Source organism: Pseudoalteromonas espejiana DSM 9414, from assembly GCF_002221525.1.
In the GTDB taxonomy this organism is placed as follows: Bacteria; Pseudomonadota; Gammaproteobacteria; order Enterobacterales; family Alteromonadaceae; genus Pseudoalteromonas; species Pseudoalteromonas espejiana.
This window is the reverse complement of the sequence record NZ_CP011028.1, coordinates 1,196,483-1,215,586: the sequence shown is the minus strand read 5'-3', so window position 1 is coordinate 1,215,586 and position 19,104 is coordinate 1,196,483. Positions and strand designations below refer to the sequence as shown.

17 protein-coding genes are annotated in these 19,104 nt (G+C 40.6%); 7 read left to right on the top strand and 10 right to left on the bottom strand.

Translation table 11 applies throughout. The features are described from left to right. Positions 1-17 precede the first annotated feature (17 nt). The 4 genes from PESP_RS05585 to prmB form a co-directional block, all read right to left on the bottom strand. A complete protein-coding gene (locus PESP_RS05585) occupies positions 18-665 on the bottom strand; it encodes a glutathione S-transferase family protein (protein WP_089347151.1) in 648 nt (215 codons plus the stop codon). A gap of 118 nt (positions 666-783) precedes the next feature. Beyond that, positions 784-1,161 (bottom strand): DUF4112 domain-containing protein, encoded by a 378-nt coding sequence (locus PESP_RS05580; protein ID WP_089347150.1) that lies wholly within the window; start codon positions 1,159-1,161, stop codon positions 784-786. A gap of 120 nt (positions 1,162-1,281) precedes the next feature. Next, positions 1,282-2,379, bottom strand: coding sequence for a chorismate synthase (gene aroC, locus PESP_RS05575; RefSeq protein WP_089347149.1), 1,098 nt, complete (start codon positions 2,377-2,379; stop codon positions 1,282-1,284). A gap of 60 nt (positions 2,380-2,439) precedes the next feature. Beyond that, positions 2,440-3,375, bottom strand: a complete 936-nt coding sequence (gene prmB, locus PESP_RS05570) for a 50S ribosomal protein L3 N(5)-glutamine methyltransferase (RefSeq protein ID WP_089347148.1) — start codon at positions 3,373-3,375, stop codon at positions 2,440-2,442. A 150-nt stretch (positions 3,376-3,525) separates the two neighbouring features. Between prmB and smrB the strand changes: the two genes are divergently transcribed. Next, positions 3,526-4,083, top strand: coding sequence for an endonuclease SmrB (gene smrB, locus PESP_RS05565; RefSeq protein WP_089347147.1), 558 nt, complete (start codon positions 3,526-3,528; stop codon positions 4,081-4,083). A gap of 15 nt (positions 4,084-4,098) precedes the next feature. Further along, positions 4,099-5,040, top strand: coding sequence for an AEC family transporter (locus tag PESP_RS05560; protein WP_089347146.1), 942 nt, complete (start codon positions 4,099-4,101; stop codon positions 5,038-5,040). A gap of 10 nt (positions 5,041-5,050) precedes the next feature. Here the strand turns inward: PESP_RS05560 and PESP_RS05555 are convergent, their stop codons facing one another. Continuing rightward, entirely contained in the window at positions 5,051-5,401 is a 351-nt protein-coding gene (locus tag PESP_RS05555) for a RidA family protein (protein ID WP_089347145.1), read from the bottom strand. Between the two features lie 15 nt (positions 5,402-5,416). After that, positions 5,417-5,887 (bottom strand): phosphohistidine phosphatase SixA, encoded by a 471-nt coding sequence (gene sixA, locus PESP_RS05550; RefSeq protein ID WP_089347144.1) that lies wholly within the window; start codon positions 5,885-5,887, stop codon positions 5,417-5,419. A gap of 183 nt (positions 5,888-6,070) precedes the next feature. Here sixA and PESP_RS05545 point away from each other — a divergent pair, with 183 nt between their 5' ends. Beyond that, complete coding sequence (locus PESP_RS05545) at positions 6,071-8,794, top strand: insulinase family protein (protein WP_089347143.1); 2,724 nt, start codon at positions 6,071-6,073, stop codon at positions 8,792-8,794. 55 nt (positions 8,795-8,849) lie between these two features. After that, on the top strand, positions 8,850-11,108 hold the full coding sequence (locus PESP_RS05540) for a putative bifunctional diguanylate cyclase/phosphodiesterase (RefSeq protein WP_089347142.1): 2,259 nt from the start codon (positions 8,850-8,852) through the stop codon (positions 11,106-11,108). Between the two features lie 242 nt (positions 11,109-11,350). Here the strand turns inward: PESP_RS05540 and efpL are convergent, their stop codons facing one another. After that, a complete protein-coding gene (gene efpL / locus PESP_RS05535) occupies positions 11,351-11,923 on the bottom strand; it encodes an elongation factor P-like protein EfpL (protein WP_089347141.1) in 573 nt (190 codons plus the stop codon). A 194-nt stretch (positions 11,924-12,117) separates the two neighbouring features. Between efpL and PESP_RS05530 the strand changes: the two genes are divergently transcribed. Next, positions 12,118-12,504, top strand: a complete 387-nt coding sequence (locus PESP_RS05530; protein WP_089347140.1) for an MmcQ/YjbR family DNA-binding protein — start codon at positions 12,118-12,120, stop codon at positions 12,502-12,504. 33 nt (positions 12,505-12,537) lie between these two features. On the opposite strand, the gene PESP_RS05525 is transcribed toward PESP_RS05530, so the two are convergent. The 3 genes from PESP_RS05525 to fadI all read right to left on the bottom strand — a co-directional run bounded on the left by PESP_RS05525 (position 12,538) and on the right by fadI (position 16,869). After that, a complete protein-coding gene (locus PESP_RS05525) occupies positions 12,538-13,047 on the bottom strand; it encodes a GNAT family N-acetyltransferase (RefSeq protein ID WP_089347139.1) in 510 nt (169 codons plus the stop codon). Between the two features lie 289 nt (positions 13,048-13,336). After that, positions 13,337-15,559, bottom strand: coding sequence for a fatty acid oxidation complex subunit alpha FadJ (gene fadJ, locus PESP_RS05520; RefSeq protein ID WP_089347138.1), 2,223 nt, complete (start codon positions 15,557-15,559; stop codon positions 13,337-13,339). Then, a complete protein-coding gene (gene fadI, locus PESP_RS05515; RefSeq protein WP_024031879.1) occupies positions 15,559-16,869 on the bottom strand; it encodes an acetyl-CoA C-acyltransferase FadI in 1,311 nt (436 codons plus the stop codon). Before fadI ends, fadJ begins: the two co-directional genes overlap by 1 nt. Before the next feature lie 329 nt (positions 16,870-17,198). On the opposite strand from fadI, the gene PESP_RS05510 reads away from it, so the two are divergent. Together PESP_RS05510 and PESP_RS05505 are read left to right on the top strand one after the other, a co-directional pair. Then, positions 17,199-18,155, top strand: coding sequence for an AAA family ATPase (locus PESP_RS05510; protein ID WP_089347137.1), 957 nt, complete (start codon positions 17,199-17,201; stop codon positions 18,153-18,155). Between the two features lie 3 nt (positions 18,156-18,158). Continuing rightward, positions 18,159-19,103, top strand: coding sequence for a DUF58 domain-containing protein (locus PESP_RS05505; protein WP_089347136.1), 945 nt, complete (start codon positions 18,159-18,161; stop codon positions 19,101-19,103). Position 19,104: the final 1 nt, after the last annotated feature.

The window sequence follows — 19,104 nt, the reverse complement described above, 5'->3', positions numbered from 1 at the left end:
TAAAAGTGGTGAGGGTGTTAAACGTCTTTTCCTGCTTCGTCGCACTCTACTATATCGGTTTCAGTTAGTGCCTGCGTAATCCATGTTTGCAATACGGGGCAGCGCATTACAAAATCACAATATTGCTGCGCCTGCTCTGATAGCGTAATTTGGTAGGTTTTTAAGCGCAGTACAACAGGCGCATACATAGCATCTGCAATGCTAAAGTCGCCAAAAAACCATTCATTGGGAAACACATCTTGTTGCTGTGCAAATATCTCGTCTATGCGAGCGATGTCTTTTAGTGCTTCGCTTGATAGTTCTACTTTACGGGTTGCGCGTATGTTCATTGGCATTTCATTACGAAGCGCCATAAAGCCTGAATGCATTTCAGCGCTTAACGCGCGTGCTTTAGCTCTTTGGGTAATGTACTTTGGCCAGGCAGCACCAGATAAGTATGCATCATTAATATATTCACAAATCGCTAGCGAATCCCATACCTGTAAATCGCCATCAATTAGCGCTGGCACTTTTTGCACAGCAAATATATTTTTTAGTTCGTTGTAAAAATCAGGTGTGTCGAGTATGAGTTGGGTTTCACTAAATTCAACATCAAATTTACTCATTAAATACCATGCGCGTAATGACCAGCTAGAGTAGTTTTTTTTACCGATAAATAATTGCATATTGTAACTACCAAAGTGAATAGACGCTCCTACTTTACTAGGTGATTAAACAACCAACAACACTTTGTTTTTCATTCTTGATACTAAAACTTAAATTACTAAAAAATAGATTTTAGTATCAGTTAGCTAGCTGGCTATTTAAGTGTTTTTTTAAAAGCCGCGTGTTACGGGTATTCGCTTTAAAAAATGCATCAAATATATCGCCAAAAAATGGCACTAAGCCACCTATAAAATCAATAAGCATATTGATAATCATTTTACTCTTTATACGCTTGCTCACACCTAAGCGCTGCGCTTCTATTAGCACATAGCTTGATAAAATAAGTCCAGCTGCATCCCCTATTACGGGTATTAAGCCAATCACAGCCTCTAGCCCTATATTAAATTTAGTAAAAGGGATGCCAATGCTACTATCAGTTAATTTACTAAAGCGTTCTAATCGCGCTATTGCTGCTTGGGTTTTTAGCTGTGAATGTTCATTAATATTATCGTTCATGATTACTCCCCTCCTTTTTACAGTATATAGGGCTTACTTGAACAACTCCTGAAAGGCTTTTAAGCAAATTACAGGCACAAAAAAACGCGGTAGTCCGCGTTTTTTTATAGTTATAAACGCTTAAACAGAGCCGTTAATTGGGCCATGCTCGTGGTTTACATGCGGGTTTTGACCGCGTTGGCGCAGTAAATGGTCCATTAATGTAATAGCCATCATTGCCTCAGCAATAGGAATTGCACGAATACCAACGCACGGGTCATGACGACCTTTGGTGATCATCTCAACCGCTTCGTTGCTGGTATTAATGCTCTTACCTGGAATAGTAATACTTGATGTTGGTTTAAGCGCAATAGAGGCGATAATATCTTGCCCTGTAGATATACCCGCTAAAACACCACCAGCATGGTTTGATGTAAACCCTTCTGGGGTTAGCTCATCACGATGCTCTGAGCCTTTTTGCTCTACTACATCAAAACCATCGCCAATTTCAACGCCTTTAACAGCGTTAATGCTCATTAATGAATGCGCAATTTCAGCGTCTAATCGGTCAAATACAGGTTCGCCTAACCCTACAGGTACATTGCTCGCCACTACTTTAACTTTAGCGCCAACTGAGTCACCTTGTTTTTTTAGGTCTCGCATGTACTCGTCAAGCGCTTCTAATTTGCTTGCATCAGGGAAAAAGAATAAGTTGTTTTCAACTTCATCCCAGTCGTAACTTTCCGCTTTTATTGGCCCAAGTTGGCTTAAGCATGCTTTTACTTCTATACCATGAAACTGCTTTAAGTATTTTTTAGCAATTGAGCCTGCCGCTACACGGATTGCCGTTTCACGAGCAGAAGAACGCCCCCCACCGCGATAATCGCGCAGGCCGTATTTATGCCAATAGGTATAATCGCCATGCCCTGGGCGAAATACATCTTTAATTTTGCCGTAATCTTTTGAGCGCTGATCGGTATTTTCGATAAGTAAACCAATGCTAGTGCCTGTGGTCTTACCTTCAAAAACACCTGAAAGAATTTTTATTTGATCGTCTTCACGGCGCTGCGTTGTATAACGGCTTTGCCCTGGTTTTCTACGATCTAAATCAATTTGTAAGTCGGCCTCTGTGATCTCAAGGCCTGCGGGAGTACCATCTACTACGCCGCCTAGGGCAACGCCGTGGCTCTCACCAAAGGTGGACACTTTAAATAATTGCCCTATGCTATTACCTGCCATTAACTTTCCTCATTCCTAATGACTACCAAAGTAGCCGAGCGCTTGGCTCGGCCTTAAAGTTTACTTTGCAAAATACGCATCAAGTTGCGCTTTGCTGATTACAAATACACCTAAGCCGCCTTGTTCAAACTCAATCCATTCAAACGGCGCGCCCGGATACAATGCATCCATATGTACCATAGAGTTGCCAACTTCTACAAATAACAAACCGTTATCAGTTAGATGCTCGCTTGCTTCATCTAAAATTGTACGTGTTACGTCTAAGCCATCGTGCCCCGATGCTAAACCAAGTTCAGGTTCGTGATGAAATTCGCGCGGTAGATCAGCCATATCTTCGGCATCAACATACGGTGGGTTTGCCACTATTAGGTCGTACTTTTGACCTGGCACACCACTAAATACATCTGACTGAATAGGTAATACACGCTCACCTAACAAGTAGTCATTTATATTTATATCAGCAACTTCAAGTGCTTCATACGAAATATCTACCGCGTCTACTTGTGCATCTTCAAATGCTTGTGCCAAGGCAATAGCAATACACGCTGAGCCCGTACATAAATCTAAAATACGGTTTACGCTTTGCGGCTGTTCAAGCCATGGCGCAAATTTGTTAGCAATTAGCTCAGCAAATGGAGAACGAGGAATTAGCACTCGTTCATCAACATAAAATGGCATGCCTGCAAACCATGCAATATTTGTTAAATAAGGGACCGGTGTGCAGTCGTTTATACGCTCTGCTATTAACGCTGCAAGTTGGTTTTTCTCTGTGCTTGTTAACCGTGCATGCATTAATTCTTTAGGTGCATCTACCGGTAAACTAAGCGCTGGGAGTAATAAGCTTACCGCTTCATCCCATGCGTTATCTGTACCATGCCCAAAAAATATGCCACTACTTGCAAATTGGCTTGTAGTCCAGCGTAACCAGTCATGTAACGTTGACAGTTCTGCAACAGCTTCATCAAGTGTTGCTTCTTCTATTTGTAAATCACTCATATTTTTTACCTGTTTTAACTTACTGACTGTTTGAGTCTTTATGACGATTGCATTGCCTAACAGTGCTGAGCAAATTACAATTGCCCCTCAGTTTTGTATTGTACCGCCTTTTGCGCTGCGTTTTTACGTTTTTTTGTTTAGGTAAAATTTATGAAAAAAGACATCTCATCACAATCGTCCCTAAGCAACGACGACATAGACCTTTTTCGCCAAACGATTACAGGCGCTAAAGTATTTAAACAAGATACCCATAGGTTTGATACAAAGCCTAAGGTGTCACAAGCAAAGCAATTTGCCCAGCAAAAAAAGCAGGCACAATCTGAATTTTATTTTTCAGATGAGTATATTCCCGATATTGATACTCATGGCACCGTAAATTACGTAAAAGAAGGTGAAGACACCTTTTTGCCTAAGCAGTTACGCCGTGGCGATTTTGCCCCCGATTTAACCCTTGATTTACACGGATTAAATAAAGAAATAGCCAAAGATGAATTGGCTGGGTTAATACACGAATGTAAAAAACGCCATTATTACTGCGCTTGTGTAGTGCACGGCATTGGAGGCGGTATACTAAAGCATAAAATCCCTCAATATTTAGTGCAGCACCCAGACGTAATTGCCATGCACCAAGCCCCATTAGAGTATGGCGGTAAAGGCGCGGTACTTATTTTAATTAATTTACCGCAAAGCGATGAATTTAGGCGCTAACTAAAAGGCTCTTACGTGCACATTTTTTCGATTATATTCCCGCTCATTTTTATAGTAGCCCTAGGTTACACATGTTGTTTTTTTAAGTTTTTTAATCAACAACACATTGCGGGGATAAGCAAATTTACTTTTTATGTGAGTTTACCTGCTTTTTTAATGCTTAATATGTCACAAATAGATTTACATCAAAGTATAAGCCTTGAAGCATTTTTAAGTTTTTATATTCCTGTGTTAAGTGTATTTTCCTTAGGCATTTTAATCGATAGAGTGTTTTTATCTAAACCAGCCGCGGATATTAAACAGGCCAACTATCAACAGCATAGCGTATTTGGCTTAGCGGGTAGTTATTCAAATATGGTATTGGTGGGCATTCCCATTGTAATAGCATCGCTTGGTAAAGAGATGATAGCGATTGCATTTATGATCATCACTTTTCACAGCACGTTATTGTTTGCGTTAACGTATTTAATTGGCGCAAAAGGAAATGCTGATGACTTTTCATGGGGGAAGTTTGCAAAAAATATGGCTCTAAACCCAATTGTACTGAGTATTGGTACCGGCCTTATTTTAAATGTATCAGGGGTTACGCTATTTGCGAACTTAGCAAACTCGTTAGAGCTACTCGCAAGCCCCGCTATTGCATGTGCTTTATTTGTGCTAGGCGCTAATTTAGTGTTTTACAAAATTGCTGCTAACTGGCAGCCCGCACTTGTTTCTTCATTACTAAAAATACTTATTTTGCCTGCAGGTGTGTTTGTAGTAGCAACCTATGTATTTGCACTAGAGACGCAAATTCGTAACGTATTAGTTTTATTAAGTGCATCACCCGTTGGCGTAAACGCATATTTAATCGCAAGCCAGTTAAAACAACATCAAGCAACACTAGCCGGAGCAGTCGTTCTTTCTACCGTGCTAAGTGTATTTAGCTTTACGTTTTGGCTTGCTGTACTTTTGTAAAAGTGAGCGACTATTTAACAGCCGCTACAACAGAAATTTCAACAAGTAAGGCGTCGCGCGCCATTTTAGCCTCTACACAAGCTCGTGCAGGTGCATGCCCCTCTGGTACCCACGCATCCCAAACAGCGTTCATATCGGCAAAATATTCCATGCTTTTTACATAAATGGTGGCACTAAGCATATGCTTTTTAGAGCTACCCGCTTCATTTAATAACAGCTCTACTTTGTCGAGCATAGTTTGCGTTTGCTCTTTAATGTCTTTTTCTGCATCTGCGCAAACTTGTCCACATAAATAAACGGTGCCGTTGTGCTTTACAATGCGGCTCATGCGCGCACCCGTTTGAAGGCGTTCTATCGTCATTTTTATCTCTTTAAATTATATATTGGCAGGTGCGTTAATGTTCACATATTCGCTGCGCTGGGAAGTTTCGTCGTATTGAATAACGGCAATAGCTGCGGTATTAAAAATAGGCATATTACCAGGGCTAAGTTGGTCAACAATATAACTAACAATTGGCATATGGGCCACAACTAGCCACGTATTACACTGCGGATGCGTGGCAATTAGTGTCTCAAGGTAGTCAGCTGCTATTTGTGGTTTACCTTCAGGAATAATATCGCTACAGGTTTCACTAAATTTAAATACGTTGTTTTTTTCAACCTCTTGAGCTGTTTGCAGAGCACGAGAGTAAGGACTTACTAATAGCGCATCGACAGTAAAATGTTTTTGTAGCCATAAGCCCATTTTTTCTGCTTCTGCATGACCTTTTTCAGTCAGGTTTCTTGCTGCGTCGTTAGCTTGCATCGGTATCGCTTCGCCGTGACGCATAATTAAGATTGTTTTCATAAAAAATCAACCGATTAATGAATATAAAACAGTAGCCAGTTTGCCCAATTGTCCGCTATATTAACCATTATTCCAAAGAATAATTCTCTCATGATATTCAGGTAAATCTTTTCGCTATTTTTTCGCTGTCCTGAAGCTATCATCTGTTGTTAACAAGTAAACGTTTAGTTTCAGGAGCATCATTTGAATATCAGCCGCAATGATAACAGAGCATACCGCGCCATTACACTCGACAATGGGCTAAAAGTATTATTAGTGCAAGACAAAGATTCAACAAAAGCTGCTGCTTCTATGGCGGTTAATGCTGGCCATTTTGATGACCCCCTTGATAGGCAAGGCCTCGCACACTTTTTAGAACACATGCTTTTTTTAGGCACAGACCAATACCCAGACTCTGGTAGCTTTAATAATTTTGTTTCGCAAGCCGGCGGTAACACTAACGCTTGGACCGGAACCGAACACACTTGTTATTACTTTGATATTAATAATCAAGAAATTAAAGGCGCGCTTGCGCAATTTAGCCGATTTTTTATAGCCCCATTATTAAACCCAGCTGAAACCGAAAAAGAACGTAATGCTATAGAAGCGGAGTTTAAATTAAAAATAAAAGACGATGGCAGGCGCATTTACCAAGCCCATAAAGAAACCGTCAATCCAGCACATCCATTTGCCAAGTTTTCTGTTGGCAATTTACAAACGCTTGCTGATAGAGAGCGCTGTATAAGCGACGAACTCAGAGATTTTTTTAATAATCACTATCAAGCTCAGTGGATGACTTTGGTTATATGCGCTAACGAACCGCTCGATATATTAGAAAAATGGGCATCACATTATTTTAGCCCTATCAAAGGCAATAAAGGCCAAGCTAAGCCCGCTATTAATGAACCTTTGTACCGCCCAGAAGATATAGGCAAAGTGCTTCATATAGAGCCGCATAAGCACATGCAAAAACTTATTGTTAGTTTTGCTATGCCAAATATTGATGACTTTTATCGCCATAAAACCGTGAGTTTTATTGCCCACCTGCTTGGCTACGAAGGTGCTGGCTCTTTATATTCTATTTTAAAGGAGCAAGGCTGGATTAATGCACTTTCGGCTGGGGGCGGGATTAATGGCAGTAACTTTAAAGACTTTAACATTAGTATGGCACTTACCGATGAAGGTATTGAATACTTTGAAGATATTATAGAAATAGTCTTTGAGTATATTTGCTTAATAAACGATAACACCGACAAGTTACCGCGTTTATACCAAGATAAAAAAAACCTATTACAAATTGCTTTTGACAACCAAGAGAAATCTCGTTTAATTGATTGGGTAAGTAATTTAAGCATAAACATGCAGCACTACGACGAAGCCAACTATGTGCAAGGCGACTACCTAATGGAAGGTTTTAAAAAAACCACCCATGAAATGGCCATGCAGTGGCTTACGCCGCATAACATGCGCTTAGTGCTTATTCACCCTGATGTAGAGCCAGAACACAAAACAGCGTGGTATAACACCCCATACAAAGTTGAAGCCATTTCGCCGCACTGGCTAGCGTCCCTTGCTCATATAAATAAACCATTAAGCACCATGTTGCTGCCTACAGCAAACCCGTACTTAACCAAAGAGGTTGTTTTGTACGATGTAGAAAAACCACAAACTAAACCTCAGCTGCTAGTTAAAGAGCCCGGTTTTGACTTTTGGTTTAAACAAGACAACACATTTAGAGTCGCCAAAGGGCATTTTTACTTAGCAATGGACTCGCACTTTGCTGTAAAAGATGTAAAACACATGGCCTTAACCCGCCTTTTTAGCGACTTATTTATGGACAGTGTAGGTGAGCAATTTTACCCTGCAGAACTTGCTGGGCTGAGTTATCATTTAACATCACATCAAGGCGGACTCACGCTTCATACCGCAGGCCTCTCTACCAGCCAATTAGAGCTTGTAGAACAATTACTTGATGCACTATTTAATGTAGATATATGTGCTCGTCGATTTGCTGAATACAAAAAGCAACTAGTGAGGCACTGGCGCAACAGCAACCAAAATAAGCCAGTAAGCGAGTTGTTTAGTGTGTTAGGCGCGAAAGTAATGCCTTGGAACCCTCAACCCGATGAGCTAGCTACTGCGCTTAAAAATACCTGTTTTCAGCAGTTTAATGAATTTAGACAAGACTTTTTTAAAGCTTTGCATGTTGAATCGTTTTTACATGGCAATTGGCAACAAAGTGATGCTGAAAACTTTCATAAAAAAGTAAGCGAACACTTAAAAAGTGCCACCGCAATCGAAGATTTAACCCGCCCTTTGCATGAAATTAATGAAGTAACTCGCTGTGAGCTTGAGCTTGCATGCAGCGACCACGCTATGGTTATTTATTATCAGGCGCAAACCTCTGATGTAGATGAAAAAGTAAAATTAATGGCTCTAAACCATTTAATAAACCAAGATTACTTTAATGAACTGCGAACAACTCAGCAGCTAGGGTACTTAGTTGGCACGGGTTACGCGCCCTTTAACACCCGAGCAGGGATTGCATTTTATATACAGTCACCTAAATTTGAAGCTCATGCGCTTTTACACAGGCATAATCATTTTATTAACCAGTTTATTGCCAATATTGATGATTTAGATGACGACTCATGGCAACAACATAAACACGGGCTAGGCACTCATATTGCCGAAAAAGACAAAAACTTGCGCTTACGTTCGCAGCGTTTTTGGCTCGCTATAGGTAATAAAGATCATGAATTTCATATGCAAAAACGCCTGTTAGAAGCCCTACATGCGCTGACCCTTGAGCAAATAAAGGCCTATGCAATTGCCACTTTTGCAGACGATAGACCAAGGTATGAGTTATTAAGTAGCGCTAAAGTAAATAAATCGCAAAAAATGCCGCTTTGCTCGCAATCTCTTTGACTCTACAAGAGGCATGATTTAGATTATCATTTGTTAATTAGTAGTAATAAAACAAATGATAAAAATAACAACAATAAGATGTGGTTTTTACTGGTTGTTACTAAGCTTAGCACCCAGTGCTTTTGCCTTTGAACATGCCTTTAATATTGATACCAATACTGTTTTAATGATTGCCAGTGCCTTGCTTGCGCTGGCTTTGCCATACCTATTATTTGTAATTTATAAATTAAAATGCTCACGCTTACAGCACAGCTTGTCTGAAAGGCGCTTAAAAAGCACCGTTGAAGGCAGCGGAGATACACTTTGGGATTGGAATATAAAAACCGGCGAAGTGATCCGCATTAATGATAAATACATGATGGATTCAACTACGTTAATGGGGTTCCCGCCAAATAAAAGCCTGATCCACCCCCATGATATTGCAAGTGTAGAGCACCTACTTAAAAGGCACTTTGCTGAACAGTCTGCTTTTTTTGAAGCCACATATCGAATTAAAGACACCTTTGGACATTGGCACTGGGTGCTCGACCGCGGAAAAATTATAGAAAAAGACATTAACTTAGCGCCACTAAGAATGACCGGCACCGTGCGCGATATTTCCTTGCTTAAATCAACCGAAGAGCGCCTTAACTTATTTGCTAAGTGTGTAGAGTCGCTCACCGATGCAATTGCAATATATGACAAAAACTTTAATTTAGTTGAAATAAACCCAAGCTTTTTAACCCTATTTGGCGGTGTAAGAGAGCAATACCTTAAAAAAGAATTTAACCTACCAGGCTACGATAAAGCCTATGTAGATAATATAAAAAGTACCGTGCGCGAACGTGAACGCATTCAACAAGAGGTTAAATTGCGCAATAGCGAACGGGTGCTACTTCCTATTGAAATTTCGATTGATGAAATAAAAAACGATCAAAATCAAATAACTAACTATGTCATTGTTTACTCAGATTTAACCGAGCGTAAAAATGCGCAATCGCAACTTCATAACTTATCTAACCGAGATCGCACCACAAGCCTGCCTAACAGAAACTTATTTTTTACTGACTTACAAAAGCTGGTAAAACAAAATGCGCATCATGCATTATTAGTATTTGATTTAGACAACTTTAAAAAAATTAATGACTCGTTAGGCCACCAGCTAGGCGACAGCCTATTAGCTAAATTAGCTATGCGATTAAATAAATTAACCCGTGAAAACGATGTTTTTTATCGCTTAGGGGGTGATGAATTTGCCCTAGTTATGGCAGATACAAACGACATACATGTGATAACTCGCATGGCAAAACAGTTTTTAGCCGCTATTGCCACCCCATTTAAAATGGCAGGCCATGAGCTCGCTATTACCTCAAGCGTAGGCATTGTGTTATTTCCTGAAGATGGCAATACGCCAGAACTATTACTCAAAAATGCCGATACAGCCATGTATCATGCTAAAAAGAAAGGTAACAGCTACCTATTTTTTAACGACACCATGAACCGCCAAGCGGTTAAACGCCTGCAAATAGAAAATTTAATGCGCTTTGGCTTGAAAGAAAACCATTTTGAAGTGTATTACCAACCTAAAATGAATATCCGTACCGGTAAACTAACAGGTATGGAAGCCTTGGTACGTTTTATAACGCCCAAAAAAGGCATTATAAGCCCTGGTGTATTTATTCCTATAGCCGAAGAAACTGGGCAAATAATTGAAATAGGTGAAGTGGTTTTAAATAAAGCCTGTAGAGATGTAAAACAATGGCTAGACGATGGATTATTTAGCGGCCGCGTAGCCGTTAACTTATCGGCCAAGCAGTTTAGCTTGCCAGATTTAACAACGCGCATTGATGTAATATTGCAAAAAAACGAGTTACCTTCTTACTTTTTAGAGCTTGAAATAACCGAAGGCACCGTAATGGACGACCCACAAGAAGCTATTGCAATTATGCGCTCTTTAAGCGCCCGTGGTATCCATTTAGCAATGGATGACTTTGGCACCGGCTATTCGTCATTGGCGTATTTAAAGCAATTTCCGCTTAATACTTTAAAAGTTGATAAAGCCTTTATAGATGATATGAAAACCGAACGTGGCCGCAATATGGTCGACTCAATTGTTACTATTGCACAAAACCTAGATTTACATGTGGTTGCCGAAGGGGTTGAACAAGCTAATCAAATAGAGATACTTAAAAAACTTAATTGTGAAACAGTGCAAGGTTATTATTATTCAAAACCGCTTTCTAAAGACGAATTCACCGCGTTTTTAAAGCAGCAACAAAGTAAATCTGCCCCTAGCTTAATTAGCGCTAATAAGCATTTAGCACAAATTAAATAACCCTTTTAGGCACCACATACAGGCAATTAAGCCAATATTGTTATGAGTGTATACCCATACTCGATAAACCCCCCTGCGCCTACTAAAGCGCCAGTTAGTAACCAACGCCTTATGGTATGCACTTTACTCCCTTTAGCTAAAACTCTCGTACTCACGGCTACAGTAAAAAGTGATTAAGTAGTAAGGTTAGTATTACGCATAAAAAAAGCTGGCTCAGCCAGCTTTTTTTATTGCGGTTTAATTTACTTTTCGGCGCGGCCCATAAATTTGTGCTCAACCGTATTAATGCGAATGCGGTCGCCTGTAGAGATGTGCTCTGGTACAGAAATAGTTAAACCAGTAGAAAGCTTGGCGGGTTTAGAACGAGCACTTGCAGAAGCGCCTTTAATTGAAGGGTCGGTTTCTTCAACAACAAGCTCTACGCTTGATGGTAAATCAAGACCTACTGGCGAGCCATCAATAACAATAACGTGTACGCCTTGCGTTTCTTCGTTAACGAATTGAATTTCTTCTGCTATGGCGTCTTTATTTAAGTTGTACGGTGTGTAATCTTCGTTATCCATAAATACATATTCGTCGCCATCAATGTACGACAGCATGGCTTCGCGACGAGTTAAATCAGCAAGCGTTAGCATGTCGCTATCTTTGAATGTTTCGTCTACTTTTGCACCGGTTACTACATCGTATAAACGCATACGGTACAAACTGCCGCCTGCTCGACCTTGTGGCACTGAACGCACAATATCTTTAACAACTAACACACGATTATTAAACTCAATCGCGGTCCCTTTTTTAACTTCACTCGCCTTTGGCATGTGTGTATTCCTATTATTTTTTTGATTGCCAGAAACATACCACGAACTGGGTTTTGTTCAACTAAAATTACGTCTCTTTAGCGCTACATGTTGTATTGACTTGCAAATTTTTAATTTAAAACTAATTACCTATAATCAAAAGACAAAAAAACTGCTATGGTATCTCTACCGAGTATGACTTCAAGGATTGGATCATGGACCAAAACACAGTACATGAGTATTTAGTAAAGAAGCCACTTGTGCAAGTTACAAAACCATTTGCTCAAGAGGTTGATGTTTATAAAGTAAATCATAAAATGTTTGCCACTCTTGCCTTAGGTAATGATGGCGACGTTAATGATGATGGAGATCTTATTTGGTGGCTTAATTTAAAGTGCGATCCCGATGAAGCACTTGCATTACGAGATATTTTCCCCGCAGTTATCCCTGGCTATCATATGAATAAACGGCTTTGGAATACGGTGATTTTAGATGGTTCTATTCCACAGGGCGAGATTGAAAGAATGATTGATAATTCATTCAATTTAGTTGTTGAGAATATGCCAGAAAAAGATCGTAAGGTAATTGAAGCACACCTCTAGCACCTTTACGGGCTAGCTTGCTAGCCCCGAATGTTATAACTTTAACGAGTAAATTAAGTCATCATACAGTGTATTTTTAATAGTATGCGATTGTGGGTTAATACTCGTTAGGGTTAAACCGCATTTTTGTAACACCTTCTCTGAACCAATATTCCCCTTAGTGACGACTGCTTTAAATTGATTAATGTTACACTGTTGCCAAGCCCACTCAATCACTGCACGTAATGATTCGCTAGCAAAGCCTTGATTAAAATATTGGGGTAAAAACAAGTAACCTAGCTCTGCATATACTTGGTCGTAGGTAAAGCCAGTAACGCCTAACGCGTTATTAGTGTGCTTATCTAATACTACAAAACAAAGCGGGTGTTGTGCGTCTGTATCCCACTTAGCTAAACGCTGCTCAAACCGATTGCGCACAAACGCCTCGCTTGGCATATCGTAGCAATAGCGCAGCACTTGTGGCTCTTTATGAAGCTGTAAAAATAACGGCCAGTCGCTGCTTTGTAACTGCCGCATTGTCAATCTGGGTGTAAATAACTGCATTAAAACCCTTATTTATCTGCGTACTTAGTAATCACGCTAACACAATTTATACCAATCTGCTTATATATGAGGTCTCTTTAACGTTAAGAAAATTACGCTAGAACTAGGCAAAAACTTTTGTATCTAGCTGTTCTAAATGAAGATTTTTAACCCAGATAGCAACACGTTTAGCCCATCAAAGTGATTAAGTATTATTGCGGATTAGTAGTATGCACCTGTGAATAGCAGGCATAAAAAAACCGCATATAAATGCGGTTTTAATTAAGCGATTTGAGCAGCAAGCTCGCTGTTAAGAGTCTTGTTTTGGCGACTCTACTACGCTTTCTTCATTTTGCTTATCAGAAGATTCAGCGTGTATTACTTGCTCTTCAATTATAGCTGAGCTTGGCTCATCAGTGGCTGTTTGAACATTGTAAAATGTAGCGCCTGAATTTGCCATTGCAACCAACGTATCGCACGGAGCAAAGTTCGCATTGCTGTTTGCTAAAGTAGACATATCAGAGCTTACTTTACTTGCGCCAAGTTTATCCATGTAGCTAAACGGCCCACCTAAAAACGGTGGGAAGCCAATGCCAAATATAGCGCCAATGTCGCCATCACGTGGGCTTGCAATAATGCCATCATCTAAACAACGTACGGCTTCGTTAAGCATTTGTGATACACAACGCTTAGCAATTTCGCTTTTATTTAAACGCGGTGCAGGTGTCACACCTAATAGCTCATAGACAGACTCGTCAACTTTTTTGCTCTTTTTATCGTACTCATAAAAACCACGACCCGTTTTACGGCCTAGGCGTTTTGAATCAATCATACGAGAAAATGCATCTGGTGCTTTAAATCGCTCGCCTAGTTCTTTTTCAAGAATTGGGGCAATTTTAGAGCCTATATCAATCCCTACTTCGTCAAGTAAAGCAAGCGGCCCCACTGGGAAACCAAATTCTACAAGCGCTGCATCTATTTTTTCAATTGGCTCACCGGCAAGCATTAAATTAGCCGCTTCATTAACATAAGGCGCTAAAATACGATTTACGTAAAAACCAGCCATGTCTTTTACCACAATTGGCGTTTTACCTTGCTTACGAGCAAAGTTAACTACACGCGCAATGGTCTCTTGTGAAGTGCCTTCATGAGGAATAATTTCCACTAGTGGCATTTTTTCAACAGGCGAGAAGTAATGCAGGCCAATCACGTTTTCAGGGCGCTGCGCCTGTGCTGCAATTTGTGAAATAGGCAGTGATGACGTGTTACTAGCAAAAATAGTATTGCTTTGACATTGCTGCTCTATATCAGCAACCATACCTTGCTTTAAGGCTAGGTCTTCAAATACAGCTTCTATTACTAAATCAATGTGCTTAAAGCCGCTGTAGTCAGTAGTACCGGTAATACGGTTCATGGTTAACTGCATATCAGCTTTAGACATAATACGGCGCTTAAGGCGCTTATCTAAAATTTTGTAGGTGTAGTTCATGGCATTACTAATGCCCTGCTCTGCTACATCTTTAATACGCACAGGTACTTTGGCTTTTACTGCGCTTACATGCGCAATACCAGCACCCATTAAGCCACCACCTAAAACGGCTGTTTTACTAATAGCCGGTGCATCGTCGTTGCGCCACTCTTTTTTCATTTCAGTGGTTGCAAAGAAAATACTACGAAGCGCTTTAGACTCATCACTCATTACAAGTGTGGCAAAGCTTTCAGCTTCTGTTTTGTATGCTTTTAGTTTATCAAGCTCTACACTTGCACGCACAGCCTTAATAATTGCAAGCGGTGCAGGGTAATGTCCGCCTGTTTTTTTAAGTACGTTTTCTTTCGCCTTTTTAAAGATAAAGTTACGGCCAAACGGGTTTGACTCTAATAACTTGCTTACTTTATCAAGCTTAGGCTCTTTATCCTGTGGCTTTTTCTTAGCTGCAAATTCTTTAGCGACTTTTAACAATACACTTTGTGGCACAACGTCGTCTAATACGCCCGCTTTTTTAGCTTGCTTAGGACGAATTTGCTTACCTGTTAGCATCCACTCTAGTGCTTTTTGAATGCCTACAATTTTAGTTAAACGCTGCGTACCGCCGCCACCTGGCAATAAACCAAGTTGTACTTCAGGAAGGCCTACTTTAGTAATATCGCTATCTGTGCCTACGCGGTAATCACACGCTAAAGCAAACTCTAAACCACCACCAAGCGCCGCACCATGTATTGCACTTACTGTTGTATAAGGTAGTTTTGTCATATCAAAAAAGGCTTGATGACAAAGCTCACTAATTGCTAAAGCATCTTCACGCTTTTGCACACTATCAAGCATTTTTACATCAGCGCCCGCGATAAAGTTATCGCTTTTACCACTTATAAATACCATCCCCTTTACTGACTCTTGCTTAGCCGCTTCAAGTAAAGCTTTTAAGTCATCAGCGAATGAGTCGCGCAGGGTGTTCATTTTTTCACCCGGTACATCAATGGTTACTACGGCAATTTTGTTTTCATCTACCGTTAAATTAAATACTGAATCTGACATTACGCGCTCTCCAATACAAAGGCTGCACCTAAACCACCAGCAGCACACGCTGTTGTTAATGCTAAACCGCCACCACGACGTTTAAGCTCGTGTAAGCTTTGCGTAATTAAGCGAGCACCTGTTGCAGCAAATGGGTGACCATATGCTAAAGAGCCGCCGTTAACGTTAAACTTATCCATGTTAATTTCGCCAATTGCTTTGCTACGACCAAGTTGCTCTTGCGCAAACTTATCTGATGCAAACATTTTCATATTGGCAAGTGTTTGCGATGCAAACGCTTCGTGCATTTCGATTAAATCTAAATCAGCAAGTGTAATACCCGCTCTATCTAGTGCGATAGGCGTTGAGTGCGCAGGACCCATTAGCATGTCTTTTTCTACACCAATAGCCGAAAACGCAAAGCTACGTACATAACCTAAAATTTCGTAGCCTAGAGCTTTTGCTTTGCTTTCGCTCATCATCAGTACCGCTGCTGCACCATCGGTTAATGGTGTTGCGTTTGCTGCGGTCACTGAGCCATGCTGGCGGTCAAATACCGGTTTAAGTTTAGCGTAGCCTTCAACCGTTGAGTTTTTACGAATGTTATTATCTTCTTCAATAAAGCTTTTATATGGCGGTAAGTGCGCCGTCATTACTTCATCTTTTAACTTGCCATCTGCCCATGCTTGGGTTGCAAGTGAATGCGAGCGATGTGCAAGCGCATCTTGATCTTCACGGCTAATATTATGTGTTTTAGCCATTTGCTCAGCAGTTTGCCCCATTGAAAGGCCTGTTGAGTACTCAGCAACCGCAGGGGGTACTGGTAATAAATCTTTTAAACGCAGTTTTGAGAATATTTGTAAACGCTGGCCTAAGGTACGTGCTTTATTTAAGTCAACTAAGCTACCTGCCAATTTTTTACTAACACCAATTGGCAGTACTGAAGATGAGTCGGCGCCACCGGCAATACCCACATTTACAGAGCCTGCCATAATAGACTCAGCTACATTAGCAATGGCCTGAAAGCTGGTAGCACATGCGCGCGATACAGAATACGCGTCTACGCCTACTGGCATACCCGTACCTAAAACAATTTCACGTGCAATATTTGGCGCTTCTGGCATTTGTACTACTTGACCAAATACAAGTTGATCGATTTCTGACTTGTCGAAATTTAATCGTTCAAGCATTTCGTTAACCACCAACTTACCCATATCTAGGGCTGGTACATGGTGAAACGCTGTTGCTTGTTTTGCAAAAGGTGTACGTAAGCCGCTAACTATGGCAATACGGTCGCCCTTTGGTGTTTTTAGTATGTTTTGCTCAGACATTTATGCTCTCCCGCTGACAGGTCTGACCTGTTTATTTTCCTCGATTCTAAACAACCCGTGTGCTAAAGCCAATAGATAAACACAAATTTATACAAAAGCACTAAATGCCAATATATAAATAGTGCTTAATATTGACTACCACAATAGGCTTTTTTAAGCGTTTTTACAAAGTTTTGTGGTACGCTAAAAACCGTTAAAAAATAACGAACTATTTTGAAAAATTAAGTCTAACTCTTGAGTTACTCACTTATAAACCTTATAACTAGGTCAGTATTAATAACCTAAAATTAATTAGGTACAAACCCAGCTGACGAGGAAGTCTATTTATTATGGCAGCTAACGCATTTTCACAATTAAAAACGTACTTAGATACACAAATTATTGGCCAGCCAGAGCTCACTCAAGCACTACTTATTGCCATTTTAGCCGATGGCCATTTATTAGTAGAAGGCCCTCCAGGGCTTGCAAAAACGCGTGCTGTTAATGCCCTTGCTAAAGGGATTGAAGGCTCGTTTCAGCGTGTACAGTTTACGCCTGACTTATTACCTGCCGATGTAACAGGCACCGATATATACCGCCAACAAACCAGTGAGTTTGTATTTGAAAAAGGCCCTTTGTTTCATAACCTTATTTTAGCAGATGAAATAAACCGTGCCCCAGCAAAAGTACAATCAGCACTACTAGAGGCCATGGCGGAGCGCCAAGTTACCGTAGGTAAAAATACCTATCCGCTTAGCGATTTATTTATGGTTATGGCAACCCAAAACCCGCTAGAGCAAGAAGGTACTTACCCGCTGCCAGAAGCACAGCTTGACCGCTTTTTGTTACATTTAAGTATTGGTTACCCGGGCGCCGAGCACGAATTAGACATCTTACGTCTAACTCGAGGTGAAGCATTAAAAGAGCAGCAAGCTGTTTTACAACAAATTAGCCAAAGCGATTTATTTTCTGCCCGCCAAGCAATTTTAGGTTTGTATTTAGCCGAGCCTCTTGAACAGTATTTAGTACAGCTTATTATTGCAACACGAGAAGGCGCGCAATTAGATGAGCAACTGGGTCGTTGGATAGAATTTGGCGCAAGCCCACGTGCAACTATTGCACTGGATAAATGTGCCCGTGCTCACGCTTGGTTAAACGGCCGCGATTTTGTAGCACCCGATGACATTCAAGCCGTTGTACATAATGTACTGCGCCACCGTATTATTTTAAGCTACGAAGCACAGGCCGATGGCATTACTAAAGATCAGGTAATAAGCCGAATTGTTGAACTTGTAGCCGTACCTTAAGTTATGCAAAAACAATTAGACCCTCAGGCATGGCTGAAAGAAAGCCACAGCCACGGTGTAAATTTAGCACTAAAAGAGCTGATGTATTACAAAGCAAAAGCGCAGTTACTAGAGCTTGCACCAAAAGTTAAAATTAAAAATAGTTTAACTGGGCAATACCTTGCGCCACATAAAGGCCGAGGAATGGAGTTTGCCGAAGTGCGCCATTACCAGCAAGGCGATGATATTCGCTCTATTGACTGGCGAGTAACAGCGCGCACCGGCGAAACCCATACAAAGCTTTTTCAAGAAGAAAAAGAGCGCCCAGTTTTTGTATTTACTGATTTTTCAAACTCTATGCTATTTGGCTCAAAGCTACTGCTTAAGTCAGTACAGGCTGCGCACATTAGCGCGCTAGTTGCTTGGTCGGCGTGTCAGCGCGGTGATAGAATTGGCGGCATTGTGTTTAACCAGCACTCGCATTTAGAACTTAAGCCAAGCGCACGCGAAAAAGCCGTTCTTAAACTTTGCCATAACCTATGCGACAACCACCAACAAGCACTTAACAATATAGACAAACAAGCCACTAACAACTTTAGCGATAATTTAAAACGCCTTAACCACTTAGCTAAACCAGGCAGCTTAGTGTATTTAGTCTCTGATTTTAATGCCTTAGATGATGCAAGCTTTAAGCAATTAGAAATTTTAAGCCGCCACTGCGAACTAATAGGCTGTCATATAAGTGACCCGTTTGAGCATCAGCTCCCTGCGTTTAAACAAACGGTTACGGTAAGTGCAAATAACCAAGACTTTGCCCTTCCGCTAATGGATAACAGTTTTAGAGAACGCTTTGCAAAAAATGCCGAACACACATTTAGCACTCGCCTTAATCGCTTAACTAAATCTGGCCTTAATTTAATATCATTCAATGCAGCCAGCCCGCTTGAGCTGCAATTAGTGAGAAAGTAAC

What these genes read in the sequence shown, in the direction of transcription:
- PESP_RS05585 (WP_089347151.1), bottom strand. Translation starts at nt 665, where the DNA reads ATGCAATTATTTATCGGTAAAAAAAACTACTCTAGCTGGTCATTACGC.
- PESP_RS05580 (WP_089347150.1), bottom strand. Translation starts at nt 1,161, where the DNA reads ATGAACGATAATATTAATGAACATTCACAGCTAAAAACCCAAGCAGCA.
- aroC (WP_089347149.1), bottom strand. Translation starts at nt 2,379, where the DNA reads ATGGCAGGTAATAGCATAGGGCAATTATTTAAAGTGTCCACCTTTGGT.
- prmB (WP_089347148.1), bottom strand. Translation starts at nt 3,375, where the DNA reads ATGAGTGATTTACAAATAGAAGAAGCAACACTTGATGAAGCTGTTGCA.
- smrB (WP_089347147.1), top strand. Translation starts at nt 3,526, where the DNA reads ATGAAAAAAGACATCTCATCACAATCGTCCCTAAGCAACGACGACATA.
- PESP_RS05555 (WP_089347145.1), bottom strand. Translation starts at nt 5,401, where the DNA reads ATGACGATAGAACGCCTTCAAACGGGTGCGCGCATGAGCCGCATTGTA.
- sixA (WP_089347144.1), bottom strand. Translation starts at nt 5,887, where the DNA reads ATGAAAACAATCTTAATTATGCGTCACGGCGAAGCGATACCGATGCAA.
- PESP_RS05540 (WP_089347142.1), top strand. Translation starts at nt 8,850, where the DNA reads ATGATAAAAATAACAACAATAAGATGTGGTTTTTACTGGTTGTTACTA.
- efpL (WP_089347141.1), bottom strand. Translation starts at nt 11,923, where the DNA reads ATGCCAAAGGCGAGTGAAGTTAAAAAAGGGACCGCGATTGAGTTTAAT.
- PESP_RS05530 (WP_089347140.1), top strand. Translation starts at nt 12,118, where the DNA reads ATGGACCAAAACACAGTACATGAGTATTTAGTAAAGAAGCCACTTGTG.
- PESP_RS05525 (WP_089347139.1), bottom strand. Translation starts at nt 13,047, where the DNA reads ATGCAGTTATTTACACCCAGATTGACAATGCGGCAGTTACAAAGCAGC.
- fadJ (WP_089347138.1), bottom strand. Translation starts at nt 15,559, where the DNA reads ATGTCAGATTCAGTATTTAATTTAACGGTAGATGAAAACAAAATTGCC.
- fadI (WP_024031879.1), bottom strand. Translation starts at nt 16,869, where the DNA reads ATGTCTGAGCAAAACATACTAAAAACACCAAAGGGCGACCGTATTGCC.
- PESP_RS05510 (WP_089347137.1), top strand. Translation starts at nt 17,199, where the DNA reads ATGGCAGCTAACGCATTTTCACAATTAAAAACGTACTTAGATACACAA.
- PESP_RS05505 (WP_089347136.1), top strand. Translation starts at nt 18,159, where the DNA reads ATGCAAAAACAATTAGACCCTCAGGCATGGCTGAAAGAAAGCCACAGC.